The organism is Rhodococcus sp. WWJCD1, from assembly GCF_002258735.1.
In the GTDB taxonomy this organism is placed as follows: domain Bacteria; phylum Actinomycetota; class Actinomycetes; order Mycobacteriales; family Mycobacteriaceae; genus Rhodococcoides.
Map to the genome: position 1 here is coordinate 70,069 of NZ_NOXY01000012.1, position 16,715 is coordinate 86,783.

The 16,715-nt window shown below is 64.0% G+C and carries 18 protein-coding genes; 9 read left to right on the forward strand and 9 right to left on the reverse strand.

The genetic code is table 11. The annotated features are described in order from the left end of the window. The first annotated feature begins 30 nt into the window (after positions 1 to 30). The 6 genes from CH286_RS08075 (at position 31) to CH286_RS08100 (ending at position 4,889) form a co-directional block, all read left to right on the forward strand. On the forward strand, positions 31 to 846 hold the full coding sequence (locus CH286_RS08075; protein ID WP_242640240.1) for a DUF1707 SHOCT-like domain-containing protein: 816 nt from the start codon (positions 31 to 33) through the stop codon (positions 844 to 846). 25 nt (positions 847 to 871) lie between these two features. After that, complete coding sequence (locus CH286_RS08080; protein WP_094608896.1) at positions 872 to 1,711, forward strand: DUF1707 SHOCT-like domain-containing protein; 840 nt, start codon at positions 872 to 874, stop codon at positions 1,709 to 1,711. Positions 1,712 to 1,832: 121 nt separating this feature from the next. Next, on the forward strand, positions 1,833 to 2,045 hold the full coding sequence (locus tag CH286_RS08085; protein WP_141215812.1) for a hypothetical protein: 213 nt from the start codon (positions 1,833 to 1,835) through the stop codon (positions 2,043 to 2,045). A 12-nt stretch (positions 2,046 to 2,057) separates the two neighbouring features. After that, positions 2,058 to 3,056, forward strand: a complete 999-nt coding sequence (locus CH286_RS08090) for an ArsR/SmtB family transcription factor (protein WP_094608898.1) — start codon at positions 2,058 to 2,060, stop codon at positions 3,054 to 3,056. Positions 3,057 to 3,223: 167 nt separating this feature from the next. Beyond that, positions 3,224 to 3,814, forward strand: coding sequence for a PadR family transcriptional regulator (locus CH286_RS08095; RefSeq protein WP_094608899.1), 591 nt, complete (start codon positions 3,224 to 3,226; stop codon positions 3,812 to 3,814). Then, positions 3,807 to 4,889 carry an inositol-3-phosphate synthase gene (locus tag CH286_RS08100; RefSeq protein WP_032378712.1) on the forward strand — a complete coding sequence of 361 codons (1,083 nt, stop codon included), beginning with the start codon at positions 3,807 to 3,809 and terminating at the stop codon, positions 4,887 to 4,889. The genes CH286_RS08095 and CH286_RS08100 overlap by 8 nt, the downstream gene beginning before the upstream one ends. 142 nt (positions 4,890 to 5,031) lie before the next feature. On the opposite strand, the gene CH286_RS08105 is transcribed toward CH286_RS08100, so the two are convergent. Next, entirely contained in the window at positions 5,032 to 5,382 is a 351-nt protein-coding gene (locus tag CH286_RS08105; protein ID WP_032402750.1) for a nuclear transport factor 2 family protein, read from the reverse strand. 108 nt (positions 5,383 to 5,490) lie between these two features. Here CH286_RS08105 and CH286_RS08110 point away from each other — a divergent pair, with 108 nt between their 5' ends. Next, positions 5,491 to 5,925, forward strand: coding sequence for an MmcQ/YjbR family DNA-binding protein (locus CH286_RS08110; RefSeq protein ID WP_032402749.1), 435 nt, complete (start codon positions 5,491 to 5,493; stop codon positions 5,923 to 5,925). Beyond that, entirely contained in the window at positions 5,916 to 6,800 is an 885-nt protein-coding gene (locus tag CH286_RS08115; protein WP_032402748.1) for a LysR family transcriptional regulator, read from the forward strand. Before CH286_RS08110 ends, CH286_RS08115 begins: the two co-directional genes overlap by 10 nt. Here CH286_RS08115 and CH286_RS27820 read toward each other — a convergent pair. Genes CH286_RS27820 through CH286_RS08130 form a run of 4 tightly spaced genes read right to left on the reverse strand, consistent with a single transcriptional unit; the run spans position 6,784 to position 10,113 of the window. Continuing rightward, the gene (locus CH286_RS27820; protein ID WP_165430164.1) at positions 6,784 to 6,957 is read right to left on the reverse strand and encodes a hypothetical protein; all 174 of its coding nucleotides are present in this window, start codon (positions 6,955 to 6,957) and stop codon (positions 6,784 to 6,786) included. The two genes, CH286_RS08115 and CH286_RS27820, sit on opposite strands and share 17 nt — an antisense overlap. Next, positions 6,954 to 7,775, reverse strand: a complete 822-nt coding sequence (locus CH286_RS08120) for a carbohydrate ABC transporter permease (RefSeq protein WP_094608900.1) — start codon at positions 7,773 to 7,775, stop codon at positions 6,954 to 6,956. The genes CH286_RS27820 and CH286_RS08120 overlap by 4 nt, the downstream gene beginning before the upstream one ends. After that, positions 7,772 to 8,818, reverse strand: coding sequence for a carbohydrate ABC transporter permease (locus CH286_RS08125; protein ID WP_176458182.1), 1,047 nt, complete (start codon positions 8,816 to 8,818; stop codon positions 7,772 to 7,774). The genes CH286_RS08120 and CH286_RS08125 overlap by 4 nt, the downstream gene beginning before the upstream one ends. A 14-nt stretch (positions 8,819 to 8,832) precedes the next feature. After that, positions 8,833 to 10,113, reverse strand: a complete 1,281-nt coding sequence (locus tag CH286_RS08130) for an ABC transporter substrate-binding protein (protein ID WP_032402747.1) — start codon at positions 10,111 to 10,113, stop codon at positions 8,833 to 8,835. A 189-nt stretch (positions 10,114 to 10,302) separates the two neighbouring features. Here CH286_RS08130 and CH286_RS08135 point away from each other — a divergent pair, with 189 nt between their 5' ends. Next, a complete protein-coding gene (locus CH286_RS08135) occupies positions 10,303 to 11,121 on the forward strand; it encodes a DUF2786 domain-containing protein (protein WP_094609087.1) in 819 nt (272 codons plus the stop codon). Here CH286_RS08135 and CH286_RS08140 read toward each other — a convergent pair whose 3' ends face one another. From CH286_RS08140 to CH286_RS08155, 4 genes are all read right to left on the reverse strand, one after another. After that, a complete protein-coding gene (locus tag CH286_RS08140; RefSeq protein ID WP_094609088.1) occupies positions 11,122 to 11,934 on the reverse strand; it encodes a MerR family transcriptional regulator in 813 nt (270 codons plus the stop codon). Between the two features lie 265 nt (positions 11,935 to 12,199). Beyond that, positions 12,200 to 13,465, reverse strand: coding sequence for an MDR family MFS transporter (locus CH286_RS08145; RefSeq protein ID WP_037152052.1), 1,266 nt, complete (start codon positions 13,463 to 13,465; stop codon positions 12,200 to 12,202). 10 nt (positions 13,466 to 13,475) lie between these two features. Beyond that, on the reverse strand, positions 13,476 to 15,227 hold the full coding sequence (locus tag CH286_RS08150) for an ABC transporter permease subunit (protein ID WP_217902911.1): 1,752 nt from the start codon (positions 15,225 to 15,227) through the stop codon (positions 13,476 to 13,478). Positions 15,228 to 15,230: 3 nt separating this feature from the next. Next, positions 15,231 to 16,715, reverse strand: a complete 1,485-nt coding sequence (locus CH286_RS08155; RefSeq protein WP_255182608.1) for an ABC transporter substrate-binding protein — start codon at positions 16,713 to 16,715, stop codon at positions 15,231 to 15,233.

Consider the following 16,715-nt stretch of genomic DNA (forward strand, 5'->3'; position numbering starts at 1 on the left):
GTTTCGGGCCCGAGAAACTATGCTCCACCTGTGCCGACGCGACTGCCGCCCACCACAAGGGCGCGTGATGTGGATCGCTCCAATACCTGCGCCACATTGGACGAGGCGCTCGCCGACGGCCAGCTGTCCGATTTCGAGCACGCGGCAAGAATCGACTTGGCCAAAGAAGCCGAGACGATCGCCGATCTGCACACCCTCATAGAGGACCTGCAGAACGACACCGACTTGCAGCCGATGGCCGATCCCATCGAGCTCAAGCATCCGATCGCGACGGCAAAGGGCTCCCGACTGGGCTTCATGACCGTCGCGGTGCCTGCAGTTGCCGCGCTGGTGGCGCTCACCTTCGGTATTCGCGCCTGCTCGAGCACCGAGGACCCGGCCTCGAGTCTCGGGACGGCGGGGTACAAGAATCCTGCAGTCGTCGCAGCCATCGTCGATGCCCTGCAACAGAAGATCGGCACGTCGGTGGTCGACCGCCTCGGCCTGTACGACGACTACGCCGTCATCGCGGCACCCGCACCCGGGCTGCCACAGAAGCAAGTCAGTTACACCTATCGCGACGGCGTCATCGACGACTACGACGACAATTTCTCGAGCACGCGCGACTTCGACGAACCTCAGATCGACCTGGCGACGATCGATCTGACCACAACCGCGGGGATCATCGCCGGTGCCTCCGAGAGCCTGAACATGTCACGCATCGACAGCTACAGCGTCAGCTTCTACGGCAGCGACAACGGGCCCGAGATCTACGTCTCGGCCGAGAACACCGACAAGGAGAGCGGCAACCTCGCATTCGATCCCGCGGGCAACTTCCTGCGTGTGACTCCGTTTTCGTTCGGCTGATCACTCCCGAGAGGAAGCCCGCAACATGGACCGACGACCCGACTTTCGCGCTCGCGAAATAGACCGCGCGCTGACCGCCACCGTCCTGGATACCGCATACGCCGACGGCCAACTCACGTTCGACGAGCACCGCCTGCGCAGCGAACGGGCGCGGGTAGCCGTCACCCTGCGCGACCTTCGACGCCTGGTCTCCGACCTGCAAATCGAGATCGACCTTCCCGAACCGGCTCCGCGAACCGTCGAACCGAAAAACCGGCTACTCCTCGCACTCGGCTCGGTCGTCGTCGTCGCTGTCACACTGGTGGTTTTCCTGACGACCAGGAACGGCGAAGAACCGGTACCGGCTTCGGCCGTCGTCGCGTCCACGACAACGAGCAGAGTCGTCCCTACCGTGACGATGGACCTGCCGGTGGACGTCATCCCGATCGTTGCCCGTCCCTTCGTGTTCGACACCACAGCGGGACTGGACGATTTCAGAGAACGATACGTAGAGCGTTTCGGTAGCTCGCAGGTTCTCGAGGTGTTCATCCAGCTGAACAACAACCGTGCCGATGTCTATCGCCCGACGGCGGAGGGCCGGCGCGAGCGAGTGTTCGTCGCCGGAGGTTTCGAGGTGGGTCTCGATACCGAGGCTCCCGATACCGACGACGCCACCTTCGATTGGGCCACAATCGATTCTGCGGTTCTGGCGGGTCTCGTTGCGGGAGCACCCGACGCCGTGGCAGTACCGAACTCGGTCGTCGAGTACATCATGATCACCGAAACCCGCGGCAACCAACGCATCTCGATCAGCACCAGCAACGAAGACGCCCAGGGCGGACGCGTCGAGGCGGACTTCGCGGGCAACATCGTCTCGGTCAGATAGGACGTTGCAGGTCCTGGCCTTCGACTGGAAACTACCGTCGCTTCCTCCCGAGACTTCCGACGATGTAGGTACCCTCTAAATCGTTTCCCTGCCCGTCACCCTTGGGCGTTCAGTGAACGGCATGAACACGTTCCGAATGTTCCACCACCTGACCGCCGACCCACCCGCCGCGCTCGTCTACACACGGATCGCGGACTTGCACGACGCGGCGCGGGCGGAGCAGATCGACCCGATCGCGCGTCGCCCGCGGCTTCTGACCCGCCTGGTCGACGCCGTACTTCGGTCGAGGCCCGACCACCGCCCGCTCTTGCGGCATCGCGCGACGTCGGTCTAGCGTCGCAGCACGATGATCACCTATCGGCTCGGCGTCGACGATCTGGCTCGCGTGCGGCTGGCGTACTCGGCGATGACCGAAACGGCATTGAGTTTGTGGGCGCTGGTGCTGGGGCCGCAGGGCAGGTTTCATCTGACGGACTGGCATGAGCAAGCGCGGAATGCTGAAGCGCACTACGACGCCGAACTGGTGCGCGCACTCGTATCCCCCTCCGGAGCACGGATTCCTGACTTCATCACACCGCTGCCCACCGACAAACGACTCGGTCTCGAGGAGGAGTGCGAGCTGATCGCGACGTCCGATCCGACTGTCGTCGCACACGACCTCATGACTGTGTTCGAGGGTCGTCCGCCGCCGGCGGCGCTGGCCGGAGTCTTCGATGACCCGCAGGGCGCAGCGCAGGTCGTTGCCGACGCCCTCTACGACTACCACCGCGCAGCAATCGCTCCATACTGGTCGGCGATCAACCGAGTCCTGGAGTCGGACATCATCTTTCGCGGCAGAGAGTTCGCGCAGCGAGGTACAACGGGGTTGTTCGACGGGCTCGGTAGCTCTATTCGGTTGCTGGACAACGGACTGCTGGAAGTGCACTTGACGACCTCGTCCGTCGGCGACGGGTCACCTGACGACCGAGGACTGGTGCTCACCCCGTCGGTTTTCACCAAGAACGTGACGGCAATCTGGAACCAAGCGTCACCCGGCCACTCGTGGCTGTCGTATCCGGCCCGCGGACAGGGAACGATGATCGGGGAGTACACCCCACTCGACCGAGGTCCTGCACTCGCGGCGTTGGTCGGAAGCGCGAAGGCCGAGCTGCTGCTCGCGCTTGCCGAGCCCGCATCCACCTCCCAGCTCGCGCACCGGTTCTCCGTCACGCCGAGCGCCGTCTCACAGAATCTTCGGGTGTTGCGCGACAACGGACTGATCGAGGGCTCTCGACACGGCCGGTCGGTGTTGTACCGGCTCACGCCGCTCGGAACACAGATGGCGGCACTGCATCGAGACGATTGATAACCCACCTGCCCGCTTCATCGCTCGATTCGACCTCACAACAGCGTCTCGGCACGACAAAACCGGACACCGGCTTGTCATCCAATGTATCGGCGCGATACATTCTTCGATAGTGCAGTCAATCGCATCGCCATGTTGTGTCGTTGGAATCGAGAAGGGGGAGTTGCATGCTCGAGCTCGCAATTCTCGGCTTGCTTCTCGAATCACCCATGCACGGCTACGAGCTCCGCAAGCGGCTCACTGGCCTACTCGGAGCTTTTCGAGCATTTTCGTACGGATCGCTGTACCCGGCACTCCGTCGACTTCAAACCGACGGTCTCATCGCCGAGGACGCCGGTCCCGATTTGCTCGTGAAACGACGAGCAAAACGGGTGTACGTGCTCACCCCACTCGGCAGGGAACGCTTTGCCGAACTGGTGGCCGACACCGGACCGCAGAACTACACCGACGACGGATTCGGCGTACATCTGGCCTTCTTCAGCCGGACCCCGGCGGAAGCTCGGGTCCGAATTCTCGAAGGCAGACGTCGCCAGGTCGAGGAGCGCCGAGAAGGCCTCCGCGACGCAGTGGCCAAGGCGAACGGGACTCTCGACCGCTACACCCGGCAGCTACACCAGCTCGGTCTCGAATCGAGCGAACGCGAGGTGCGCTGGCTCAACGAAGTCATCGCGGCCGAGCAGGCCGGCCCCAACCCAGCACCGTCCCACTCAGCACCGAACCGGACAGTCAAGACAGAAGGAGAACCCGACCATGGGTGAGAACAACAACGCAATCCGCGTGGCCATTGTGGGTGTGGGCAACTGCGCCTCATCCCTGGTCCAGGGTGTCGAGTACTACAAGGACGCAGACGAGAACGCCACCGTTCCCGGCCTGATGCACGTGATGTTCGGCAAGTACCACGTCCGCGACGTCGAGTTCGTCGCCGCGTTCGACGTGGACGCCAAGAAGGTCGGCTTCGACCTCTCCGAGGCCATCTTCGCCAGCGAGAACAACACCATCAAGATCGCCGACGTGCCCCCGAGCACCGTCAGCGTCCAGCGCGGCCCGACCCTCGACGGCATCGGCAAGTACTACTCCGAGACCATCGAGATCTCCGACGCCGAGCCCGTCGACGTTGCTCAGGCCCTTCGTGACGCCAAGGTGGACGTGCTCGTGTCCTACCTGCCCGTCGGATCCGAAGAAGCCGACAAGTTCTACGCACAGGCATCCATCGACGCAGGCGTCGCCTTCGTCAACGCACTGCCCGTCTTCATCGCCAGCGATCCGGTCTGGGCCAAGAAGTTCGAGGACGCAGGCGTCCCCATCGTCGGCGACGACATCAAGAGCCAGGTCGGTGCCACCATCACCCACCGCGTCATGGCGAAGCTGTTCGAGGACCGCGGCGTGCAGCTCGACCGCACCATGCAGCTCAACGTCGGCGGCAACATGGACTTCCTCAACATGCTCGAGCGCACCCGCCTCGAGTCGAAGAAGATCTCCAAGACCCAGGCTGTGACGTCGAACCTCCAGAAGGAGTTCAACGCCAAGGACGTCCACATCGGACCGTCGGACCACGTCGGCTGGCTCGACGACCGCAAGTGGGCCTACGTCCGCCTCGAAGGCCGCGCCTTCGGTGACGTTCCCCTCAACCTCGAGTACAAGCTCGAAGTCTGGGACTCGCCCAACTCCGCCGGCGTCATCATCGATGCTGTCCGCGCCGCCAAGATCGCCAAGGACCGCGGCATCGGTGGACCGGTCATCCCGGCTTCCGCATACCTGATGAAGAGCCCGCCGAAGCAGCTGGCCGACGACGTCGCCCGCGAGCAGCTCGAAGCGTTCATCATCGACGCATAAGTGCCTGCGGCAGTGGTGTGACCGAGTGCCCCCAGCGGCACTCGTCCGCACCACCACGCAGAACGCCCGCCGGTCCACTAGATGTGACATTGAGCCCCGAAAGGGCCACCAAATGTCACATCGAGTGCCGGCGGGCGTTCGCTTATCCCGCGGCGATGATGTCGCGCGGATCGAATGTCACCTTGATTTCCATGATTTTGCCGTTCTCGATTCGCTGCCAGTTCGCGGTCGCGGCCGGCGGTGCGATCGACGTGTGCAGGTCGAACCACGTCAGTACGTTCGGGCCATCCACGAAGACGTGCGCGATGTCGATATCGGTCACGATCTGCGACATTCCCTTCAATCCAGCCACACATTCGGCACCGCTGGCCGCTGTGCCGAGTGGCCCACGAAACGTTGCGTTCTCGTGCAGGATTGTCGCCAGGGTGTCGAAATCTTTGCCCTTCCAGGCCTCGAAGTAGGTCGCAGCAATTTCTTCGGGTGTTGGTGTCATGACTTCGAGTCTCGAACGAGCTGAGTCAGAAGTCCAACAGTTGGTTCCGATAATCCCTAGAAGTTCTACTCATAGCCGCAGCTACACAACACGCGCTATCGTTCTCGAGTGGCCATCGATCCCACCTCCCAGCATCCGGTCCTCGAACGCGTCCGGACACTGGCGTTCGCCTACCCCGAGGTGACAGAGAAGATTTCCCACGGCAGGCCGACGTTCCGTACAGCCACGGTGTTCGCCTACTTCGGCGGTGGCGTCAAAGGTGGTGACCAGTTCGATCTGTCGATTCTGGTCAAATGCGAGAGCGCCGAGGAGCAGCGGGCCTGCGAGCTCGAACCGCGCTACTTCCATCCCGCCTACCTCGGTCCATCAGGATGGGTGGGATTTGACCTGAGCAGTGACCGCAACGGCAAGGCCGATGACGACGTCTGGGCCGAAGCCGCCGAACTGATCGACTGCAGCTACCGCGTCACCGCACCGAAGCGCACTGTGGCGAGGCTCGACGCCGGCGAGGGTCCGAATCTTGGAGTCCAGCAATGGAACTGAGACAACTCGAATACTTCGTGGCCGTCGCAGAGGAAGCGAACTTCACCCGAGCCGCGGCCCGCGTGCATATCAGCCAGTCGGGGGTCAGCGCTCAGATCCGTTCGCTCGAACGAGAACTCGGTGCCGAGTTGATCGACAGGTCCGGCGGCACAGCCACGTTGACGACGGCCGGCAAGGCTGCTTTGACGCAGGCTCGCGCCACATTGGCCGCAGCCGGATCCGTCAAACAGTCCGTCGACGACGTGACCGGGCTACTGCGCGGCTCACTGAGCATCGGTATGGTCACCGCTTGCACCGTTCCACAACTGTTCGACGCGTTGGCGCGCTTCCACGCGGCTCATCCCGGCGTCGAACTTGCACTACGCGAGGACAATTCGGACCGCCTGGTGGCCGCTGTTCGCGCGGGAGATATGGATCTCGCGCTGGTAGGTGTCGCCGCCCGCAGCCCCGACGGGCTCGAATCGATGGTCGTGATCGACGAGCGGATCGTCGCAGCCGTTCCGGCGGAGCATCCACTGGCGGCGCAGAAGGAAGCGACACTCGCCGAGGTGTGCGAGTACCCGGTCGTCGCCTTACCATCGGGTACCGGCATTCGTGCGGTGTTCGACAGGGACTGCTATGGAGTAGGTCTGACTCCGTCGATCACATTGCAGGCCAGCGCACCTGACGCGGTGGCCGACCTCGCAGCCCGCGGTCTGGGGGTGGGGATCCTCAGCCGATCGATGGCGGAGTTCTACGGCGACAAGCTCGTCGCAGTCGAGCTGACCGACTCACACACCGCCGCCATGCTGGCCCTGGTGTGGCGCAGTGCGATGAGTCCTGCACTGACCGAACTGGTGTCCGTGGCGACGGCGAGTTTCAGCGAATCCTCTTGACGACGAACCACAGTGCGACAAGCAGACCGAGCAACGTCACGGACGGTAGTACGCCGGGATTTCCTCCGATGATCCCTGCGACGGCGAAACCGAGAGCTACCAGCGCGAAGAACCCGAGAATGCCTGCCAACAACTGTAGATGGTCCTGCGCCGTCACGACTTGACGCCGCCCGCCGTCAGTCCGGAGATGATCCGGCGCTGGAACAGCAGCACCATGATCACCAATGGAATCGCAACGATGGTGCCCGCGGCCATGATCGCGGCATACGGCACCACCAGCGGATCGTTGCCGGTGAACCGCGCGATGGCCACGGTCACCGGTTCGGTCTTGTCACTCGAGAGCTGACTGGCCAGCAGGTACTCGTTGACTGCTGCGATGAACGCGAGGATCGCGGTGGTGAACAAGGCAGGTGCGGCAAGTGGGAGCATCACCAGGTGGAATGCCTGGAAACGTCCGGCACCGTCGATCCGCGCGGCTTCTTCGAGTTCCCAGGGCAATTCGGCGAAGAACGCCGCCAGCGTATAGATCGTCAACGGCAGGACGAACGAGATGTTGGGGATGACCATCGCCTGGTAACTGCCGATCCATCCGATGTTGGTGAAGAACTGGAACAGCGGGGTCACCAATGCGACGACGGGGAACATCGACGCACCCAGGATGATACCCGTCACCACGTACTTGAAGCGAAAGTCGATGCGGGAGAGCGCGTATGCCGTGAAGATGCCGATGACCAACGCGATCAGCGTGGTCGCGCCGCCCACGATCAGACTGTTGCCCACCGCACGCAAGAAATTGTTGCCGTTCGCCGTCGACAACGCGTTCTCGAAATTTTCCCACGTGACATGGGTCGGCCAGGGCGTCGTGTCGAAGGTGTAGCGCGGGTCGCGGAATGCGGTGACGACCATCCAATAGAACGGCGCCAGTCCCCACACGAGAATGACGACGACACCGAGATAGATGCGAGCCTGCTTCATCGGCCGGGCCCCTTACGCTGATTGTCCTGAGTGGCAACGGCATTGGCACCGAGAAACTTCACCAGGATGAACGCCACGACGAATATCATGATGAACGAGATGGTCGACAACGACGCCGCGCTGTTGAATCCCTGCCGGATCTGATCCACCACCAGGATCGAGATGGTTCGTGTGGCGGGGTTGCCCTCGGTGAGGATGGCGGGCAAGTCGTACATACGCAGCGCGTCCATCGTGCGGAACAGAATCGCGACCATCAATGCGGGCTTGACCAACGGCAGCGTGATCTTGGTGAAACGCTGCCACGCCGATGCCCCGTCGACGCGAGCAGCCTCGTAGACGTCGGCGGGAATCATCTGCAACCCGGCCAGAATCAACAGCGCCATGAACGGCGTCGTCTTCCACACGTCGGCGATTATGACCGCAAAACGAGCGGGCCACGCGTCGCCGGTCCACAGAATGTTCGTTCCCAGAATGCGATTGGCGATGCCGTCGTACGCGAAGATGAAGTACCAGAGCTTGGCCGTGACCGCCGTGGGGATAGCCCAGGGGATCAGGATTGCCGCGCGCAGCAAAGCGCGGCCGGCGAAGGTCTTGCCCATGATGACGGCCATCCCGAAGCCGATCACCACTTCGATGGACACGGTCACCACCGTGAAGAACGCCGTGTTTCCGACCGCACCCCAGAACTGAGAACCGAGGGTCCCCGGCGGGCAGGGCACCAACGTGCCCGACGCCGAGGTGCACTGCTGCAGAATCCAATGCGTGTAGTTGTCGAAGCCGGCAGAACCACCGGTGACAAACATGCCGGTAGCGGGATCGAGACCTGGATCCTTGGAGAAGGACATCACCAGAGCTCGGATCACCGGGTAGACGATGACGATCGCAAGGATCACCATCGTCGGTGCGATCAACAGCCAAGCCCGGCCCTGCGTCAGGCCGAAGCGCTTGTTCTTGGACCGCACATGCCGACCGCGGCCGGGGGACGAGCCCCCGGCCGCGGTGGTTGCGGCGGCCCCACTGGTCACACCAGCAGGTACAGCCATTGGTTCTCCCGAAATCAGTTGGCGCCGGCGGTTTCGATACCGGCCTGCATGTCCGTGATCGCCTGGTCCACGCTCTTCTCACCCTTGATGGCGGCAGAAACGTTGTCCTGCACGGCCTTCGAGACGGCCGGGTAGAACGGGGTGACGGGGCGCGGAACTGCATTCTCGATGGATGCCTTCAACGCGGGAAGGTACGGCATCGCGGCGATCAGCGCGGGATCGTCGTACAGCGACGAGAGCACGGGCGGCAAAGCACCCTCGGCGATGATGCGCTGTGCCTTCTCGCCCTGCATGAATCGCAGGAAGTCAGCCGCAGTGGCCTTGTTCTCGGAGTACGCGCTGATCGCGGCGTTGTATCCGCCGAGCGTCGAGGTGCCCACTCCGGTGACTCCGGGAAGCGGTGCGACCGCGTACTTGCCGACCACAGCCGAACCTTCTTCTGCGGCGGTGCCGTAGACGTACGGCCAGTTGCGCAGGAACAGCGTCTTTCCGTCCTGGAACGCCTGCTGGCTATCGGACTCCTTGAAGGTGGTGTCCTGGGCCGGGATGACGCCGGTCTCGAACGCGGTGACCAGAGTCTGCAGTCCGGCCTTGGCTTCCGGGCTGTTGACGGTGGGGGTCTTGCCGTCTTCGGCCACGATCGATCCGCCGTGCGCGTTGATGATCTCCGACGCGTTGGCCGTCAGACCCTCGTAGGGGGCGAATTGCCCGGCGTAGCAATCGATGTTGTTGTCGCGGGCGACCTGGCAGTCCTCGGTGAGCTCGGCCCAGGTGGTGGGTGCCTCGGGGAGCAGATCACTGCGGTAGTAGAGCAGTCCGCCGTTGGTGTTCTTCGGAGCGGCGTACTGCTTGCCGTTGTAGGTGGCACTCGCGACGGTCGCGGGCAGAACGCCTGCGTTGTCGAGTGCGAATTCGCCCTCGAGCGGCACGAGCCAGCCCTTGGCCGCGAACTCGGCGGTCCAGACGACGTCGAGTGCCATGACGTCGTAGTCGCTCTGCTGCGCCTGGAGCTGCTGAACGAAGTCGTCGTGAGCCTGATCGGCGTCGGCGGACTGTTCCTTGAAGGTGACCTGCTCGTCGGGGTGGCTGGAGTTCCACTCCGAGACGATCTGCTGGACGACACCGGTCTCGGTGGTGTCCTGGCCCTCTACATAGGTGATAGGTCCACGGCCGTCGGCGTTTTCGGATGCAGCACCCGAATCGCCGCTCGAACCGCTGTCGCTCGAACATCCGGTGAGCGTCAGCAGCGTGGCTGCCGTTGCAACCACCGCCACCTTCGTGATCAAAGACGCCATGTGTTCTCTCCACTTACTTCTACGCGGTGGTATGCGCCCGGAGATCGGCATGCAGAATCGTGCAGTGATGCTCCCCCGACACATATGTCGATGGGTACTGTGGCACACAACTCACCGCGTGGTGGTCATTATCGCGTTCCTGAATCGGTCAACCCGGACGTGTCGGAGGTGCCCGGTACCCTTTCGCTCATGAGTTCGGACAAGATGCTGACGCGAATCGGCGGATTGCTGCGCCAGGCGGAGTCCACCGACAACCCCCACGAGGCCGAGGCCTTCATGGAGGCTGCTCAGCGTTTGGCCACGTCGGCGTCGGTGGATCTGGCCGTGGCGCGTTCACACAGCGCATCCCGCGAACGGCAGGCGACGCCTACCCAGAAGGTCATACCCATCGGTGAACCGGGCAAGCGTGGGCTCAAGACCTACGTTCAACTGTTCGTCGCCATCGCCCATGCAAACGACGTCCAATGCGATGTGTCCAGATCGTCGACGCAGGTGTTCGCCTACGGCTTCGACTCCGACATCGAGACCACCGAGGCCCTGTACTCCTCGCTGCTGATCCAGATGGTTCGAGCGTCGGACGCGTACATCAAATCCGGGGCCTACAAATCCGAGACGGCCATTCGTACCGTCACCGAGATCAAGAATCGTCGACGCTACACCCGTCGCGAGGAAGTGCCCGTCGCTGCCGTGACGGCACGGTTGAACTTCCAGACCGCGTTCGCCGCTCGAATCGGTCAGCGACTCGGCGAGGTGAAGAAAGACACCGAGGCCAAAGCTATCGCTCAGGAACAGCAGGGTGCCGGTACCGCATTGGTGTTGCGCAACAAGGAGGTCGAGCTACGCGACTACTATCGGCAGACCTCGACTGCACGAGGACACTGGCGGGGCCAGAGCGCGAACGCCGGGTACTCCGAGGGTGCCCGCAAGGCCGGAGATCGAGCGGGACGAAACGCGAAGATCGGTGCGCATGCCGAACTCGACGGCGCAAGCCGACAGCTGGGTCGCTGATCAAGGCGCGGTCGACGTCGCCGTGAACACCGGCCATCCGATTTCGGTGCGCCACAACGTCGAGTTATCGGTATCGCGCGGACCGACGACGTAGACCTCGCGTACCGGTCCCGCGATGGCGAGGCCATTGGTCTCGACGTACACCCCGAGCGCGCCGTACGTGACGTCGATGTCGTCGTGCGGTCCGTGGTGGATCGTCACGGCAAGTTCTTTGGGATGCAACGTCATCGGCCGAATTCTGTTCAGAGACGGTGCATCCGATGTTGGGACATACACGGTCATCACCCCGCGACCTTCGGTGAACAGCTCGTTGTCGTAGAGCCCGCCCGGAGGTCCGGTGACGTCGGAGACGGTTGCGTCGATCTCGGCCATCGCCTCGGAGTACCACACCAGCGCCTCGGATGCGTCGACCACCTCGGAAACTGCTGCCAACGAACACCTCTCGGTGAGGATGCGCCGAACCTCGATAGTCGGCGGGGTCGGATCCAACAACCGGCGCAGTGCCGTCACCGCTGATCGGGTGTCGTCCAACTGCCGCTCGAGCCGAGTGAGGTGCTCGGTGATCAACCGGGCCCGGGCGTCGGGATCCGGTGTGGTGACGATCGCCCGTACCTCACGCTCGGGCATCTGCATGCTGCGGAACCGACTGATGATCTGCGCCGTTGCGACCTGATGCGTGTCGTAGTACCGATAACCGGAGAAATCGTCGACAGACGCAGGTTCGAGCAGCCCCGACTCGTGATAGCGGCGCAGCGTCTTGACCGACAGGTGCGTGATCCGAGAGAACTCGCCGATCGTCAGCAATCCGTTCATGTCCATATTCTGACCCCTCCCCCTGGGGGAGAGTGGACTCTCCCTGTCTGGGAGGGGTGCTGGGTTCGTGACCGAATCACAGATCATCGGCCGCTACTTCGAGCTCGCGGCATCGGCGGACTCGGGTGTGGCCGGTCGTTCGGCGAACGCGCGCGCGTTCGCCAGGTGCGCGCAGATTTGCATCGAATCGGAAGCGAACTCGCTCGCGTATGACCAACGCGCGCGCGTTTGCGGGAATGGGGAAGCGGGCGATGGGGGCTGCGGGTCAGTCGAGACGAGCGAGCACCACGCGAAGGCCGACGACACTGGCGATGGGGAACAGCGCAGCGACCAGCCATGGGATGGCTGCACCCCAGCCGGTGTCGGGGGAGGCGTCGATCACCGCACCGAGCGCGATCGATCCGACCAGGACTCCGATGCCACCGAGTGAGGCCATGAAGCCGTAGTACGAGCCCAGTCGACGTTCGGCGGCCATGCGCGGCACCAGGTCCCGGGCCTGGGGCATGGCAATCATCTGGCCCAGAGCGAGAAGCAACACGAACAGTGCCGCCGGGATCAGACCGATCCATCCGTGCAGTTCGAGCGGCGCGGCAACAGCGACGAGAACGAAAGACGCTGCCATGACGGCGAATCCGATCGGCAGCGTGAGTCGCGGTGCCGTACTCGCGACGCGTCGGGTGATCGGCATCTGCGCCGACACCACGAGTACCGCCGAGATCGCGAAGAACCACCCCAGTACCGTCTGCGATCCCCACGCCCGCTCCACCTCGAGGGGCAGCAGTAGATACAGCTGGTTGTAGGCCACCAGTTGCGCGCTCATCGCCACCGCGAACAGCACAAAAGTTCTGTTGCGCACCACATCGGTCCAGCCCGAGAGCCACGGATCGTCGCGGTGTTCGCCGGGCTCACGTGGCAACCATCGGATGTGTGCGGCAATGACGAGAACAAAAATACCTGCGGCGACGAGGCACGCGACCCGAAAGTCGACCAACAGCAACAATGATCCGACAAGTGGGCCAGTGAACGAGCCGATCTGGCTGCACACCGACATGAGCGCGAACGTCTCCACCCGAGTGACGGAGCCACTGCGCTCACTCTTGCCCGCCTCGATTGCAACCGCGGATTCGACTGCGGGAGAGAACAATGCGGCAGCAAATCCGATCGATACCGTAGCGATCAGCACCGCCGGCAGCGAATCGGCGAACGCGAGGCCCACGAAGCCCGCCACCCGCAATACACAGCCGACGAGAACGACCGGTTTGATGCCCCATCGATCGGCGAGGGTGCCACCGACGAAGAAGAGTCCTTGCTGCGAAAAAGTTCTGATTCCGAGCACAACTCCGACGAGCGCCGCCCCGAGTCCCAGATCGGACGTCAGATGCACCGAGAGATACGGCAACACCATGAAAAAGCCTATGTTGAAGGTCATCTGGGTGAGTACGAGAAGTCGGACGGTGGGGGTGGCCCGCCGTAGATCGACGAGAAACGACCACCGCCATCGCGTCGGCGACTTGTCGGTCCCCGTGCTCATGTACTCGCGCTCATGTACTGCGCCCTCCTGCATCGACTTTCTCGACGACGCTACCGGTCGACCTCACTCGACCCGACGTGGCCGCCGCGAGAGATACAGCGAGAACGGCGAGGGCGATCAACGACGCCAGCGGAGCTGCCGCCACCCACGGTGCTCGCTCGACCGCTGCGACGCCGTCGGACAGGATCAACCCCCAGTCCGCCGTCGGCGGTTGCGGTCCGAGACCGAGAAATCCGAGTGCGGCCAGGGCCAGAGCGACTCCGGGCAGACGAATCATGGCGTGCCGCAGCACTACCGGAACCACAGCGGGGACGACGGACCCGAGCAGAATTCTTCCGTTGCCTGCCCCGAGCGTGGGCAGGATGGAGATGTACGGCCGAGCGCGGGTTTCCTCGACGAGCGCGGCGGTGTGCGCCGCAAGCGGAGCCCACGTGACGATCAGGACCGCGACGGCCGCCCCGCCTGCGCTCGGACCCCAGATCGCCGCGATCAGAATTCCGGTGACCACCGGCGGTGCCGCGTTGGTCACCTCGACCAGGCCCCTCGACGCGCGCGGAATGAGACCCAACAGCACACCGACCACCAGCGCCGCGAGCGTGACCGCCAGTGAGAGTCCGATCGACCGCAGTGCGCCGTCGGCGACCCGGGCCAACAGATCTCGCCCGGACGCGTCCGTTCCGAACGGGTAGGCAAGGGATGGAGCCGCGAACTTCTCCTTCGTCGTCGCCTGGCCGTTGCGTGGGAGCCCGGCAAGCACCATGACCAACAGGACCGACGCGGCACCGATCGGCGCCAACCACCGACGCGGTGACGGATGGAAAACACCGGACGGGATGGGCATCGCCTTCTCGTGCAAAGCGCTGCCGAGGAGCAACCGTCGGGCAAGTTCTGCAGCGATACCAAGGGCAGCGCTGACCGCCAGCAGAAGCAGAATGTCGATCTGCAGGGCAGGAAGGTCCTGAGACTGCGCATCACCGAGGGTGGCACGACCCAATCCCGGTATGGCGAAAACCTTTTCGACGGCCACCGCTCCGCCCGTCATGGCGACCATGACAAGACCGATCTGCGACGTAATACTCGGAAGCGCGCGGCGCAGCACCGCGCCGGCGATCTGCCGCCGAGAGAACCCGGCGACCGTCCACGTGATGACCCATCCCTCCGTGAAGGTGACGGCCACCGCGTCGGCGAGGAGGCGACCGATCAAGCCACCTGCTGGAAGGCCCAGTGCCAGTGCGGGTAACACCGCATACTCCGGTCCGTTCCACCCATACGCCGGGAACGACAACCACACTGCTCCGACGACCACAAGTACCGAGGCGAGCAGGAACTCGGGCAGGGACGTCAGGGCAGCGGCGACGCTTCCGCCGGTACGTTTCGGCGTGTCGCGCAGACCCGCCCGCATGCTGGGCACGACGACGAGGGCCGCCGTGACGGCTGCGACGACCATTGCGAACGCCATCAGAGTCAGCGAGACGGACAGCGCCTCGAGCGCGCCGGGCAGGACGGGTTTGCCGGTGTTCCAGGATGTTCCGGGGTCTCCCGACGCGATGCCGGTGAGCCAGTTCCAGAACATTCGGAGCGGGCCGGCGTCGAGGCCGAGGTCGCGGCGAATGGCGGCCAGGGCCTCCGGTGTTGCCTCCTGCTCGGCAGAGCGTGCCCGCAGAATGCTCAGTGCGGGATCTCGGTCGGACAACCACGGCAGCATACCGACGAGAAGTACGACGCCCGCCACCGAGAGCAGCCGTGAGACAGTCGTTCTCACTGCCTACTCGAAGGCGGTCTGGTTGGTGATCAACGTGCGCTCGCGTGGATCGCGGGCGACTCCGGTCACGTTCTCGGATTCGCCCTGAATGACGCGTTCGTGCAGCAGCGGCACCGCGGCGTCCTTCTCGAGGATCAGCTTCTCGGCCTCGAGAATGGCGGTGCGGCGCTCGTCGCCGGGATCGGTGGCTGCGGCGTCGGCGAGCGCGGCGTCGACCTGCGGGTCGCAGAACTGCGAGATGTTGAACGATCCCTCACAAGCGAAGTCGGAATACATGTACGCGGCCGGGTCGCCGGAGTCGAGCACGGTGGCGCGGGAAAGAATGAAGGCGTCGAATGCACCGGCGAGAGCATCGGTTTCGATGAACTGATACTCCCGCACGACCTGTTCGACGACGAAGCCCTTGGCTTCGAGCTCCTGCTGCAGCAGCACCGCGACCTCGGGGAGTTCGGCCCGATCGGTGAAGGTCGCAAGGGTGATCTTCTTCTCTGCGGCGTCGCCGGCGGGGGTCTGCGTACGCGCCGGACGGTCGGCGGCCCACGGCAGAGCCGGGCCGAGCAGTCCGTTCGCGGCGTCGGCGCGGCCCTCGTACACCTGGTCGACCAGACGGTCGCGGTCGATCGACTCCCGTGCGGCTGCGCGCATGGCCGGGTCGGCGAAGACCCCGGACACGGTGTTCAGGTACAGCGTGTTGGTGCGCGGCATGGGAACCTCGTGCACGAGAGCCTGGTCTACGTTGGAGGCCTGCGACACCGGAATTGCCTCCACCACATCGGCTGTGCCGTTGCGCAGCGCGGCGGCGCGGGCCGTTCCGTCCGGAACGAAGTCGACGTCGATGCCCGAGACCTTCGCCGGCTCACCCCAGTAGTTCTCGTAACGGTCGAGAGTTGCTGTCGACGTGCCGTTCACGGCCTTCAACACGAAGGGCCCGGTGCCGGTTCCGATCGGATCGCTGCTGCCCGTCGAGTAGGCCTCGGGTGCCAGGATGGCCAACTGCGGGCTCGACAGTCGTTGCGGCACGAGTGGATCGACGTTGTCGGTCGTCACGGCCACGGTGTCTTCGTCGGTCGCGGTGACCGTCATCTCGACTCCGTCGAGGATGCGCGGCTTGGGTGCCGACTGCGTTGCGGCGGTCAGTGCAGTCACGACGGCCGCCGCATCGAGCGCAGCGCCGTTGTGGAACGTGACGTCGGGCCTGATGTCGAAGTTCCAGGTGCGGTCGTCGACGCGGTTCCACGCGGTCGCCAGACCTGGCTCGGCCTCACCCAGATCGTCGAGAACGATCAGCGTTTCCGCTGTGGACCAGCGCGAGAGCTTGAAGGCGTCGTCGCTGAACTGGGACAATCCTGAACGCGGCGGCTGCAGCATCGCGACGCGCACGCGACCCTCGCCGTCGTCGGAGGAGGTGGAACCGGCGGAAAAGCATCCGGTGAGCGTCAGCGTGCCCACTGCTGCGAGGGCGCCGATGCGGAACATGTTGCTGGTCAA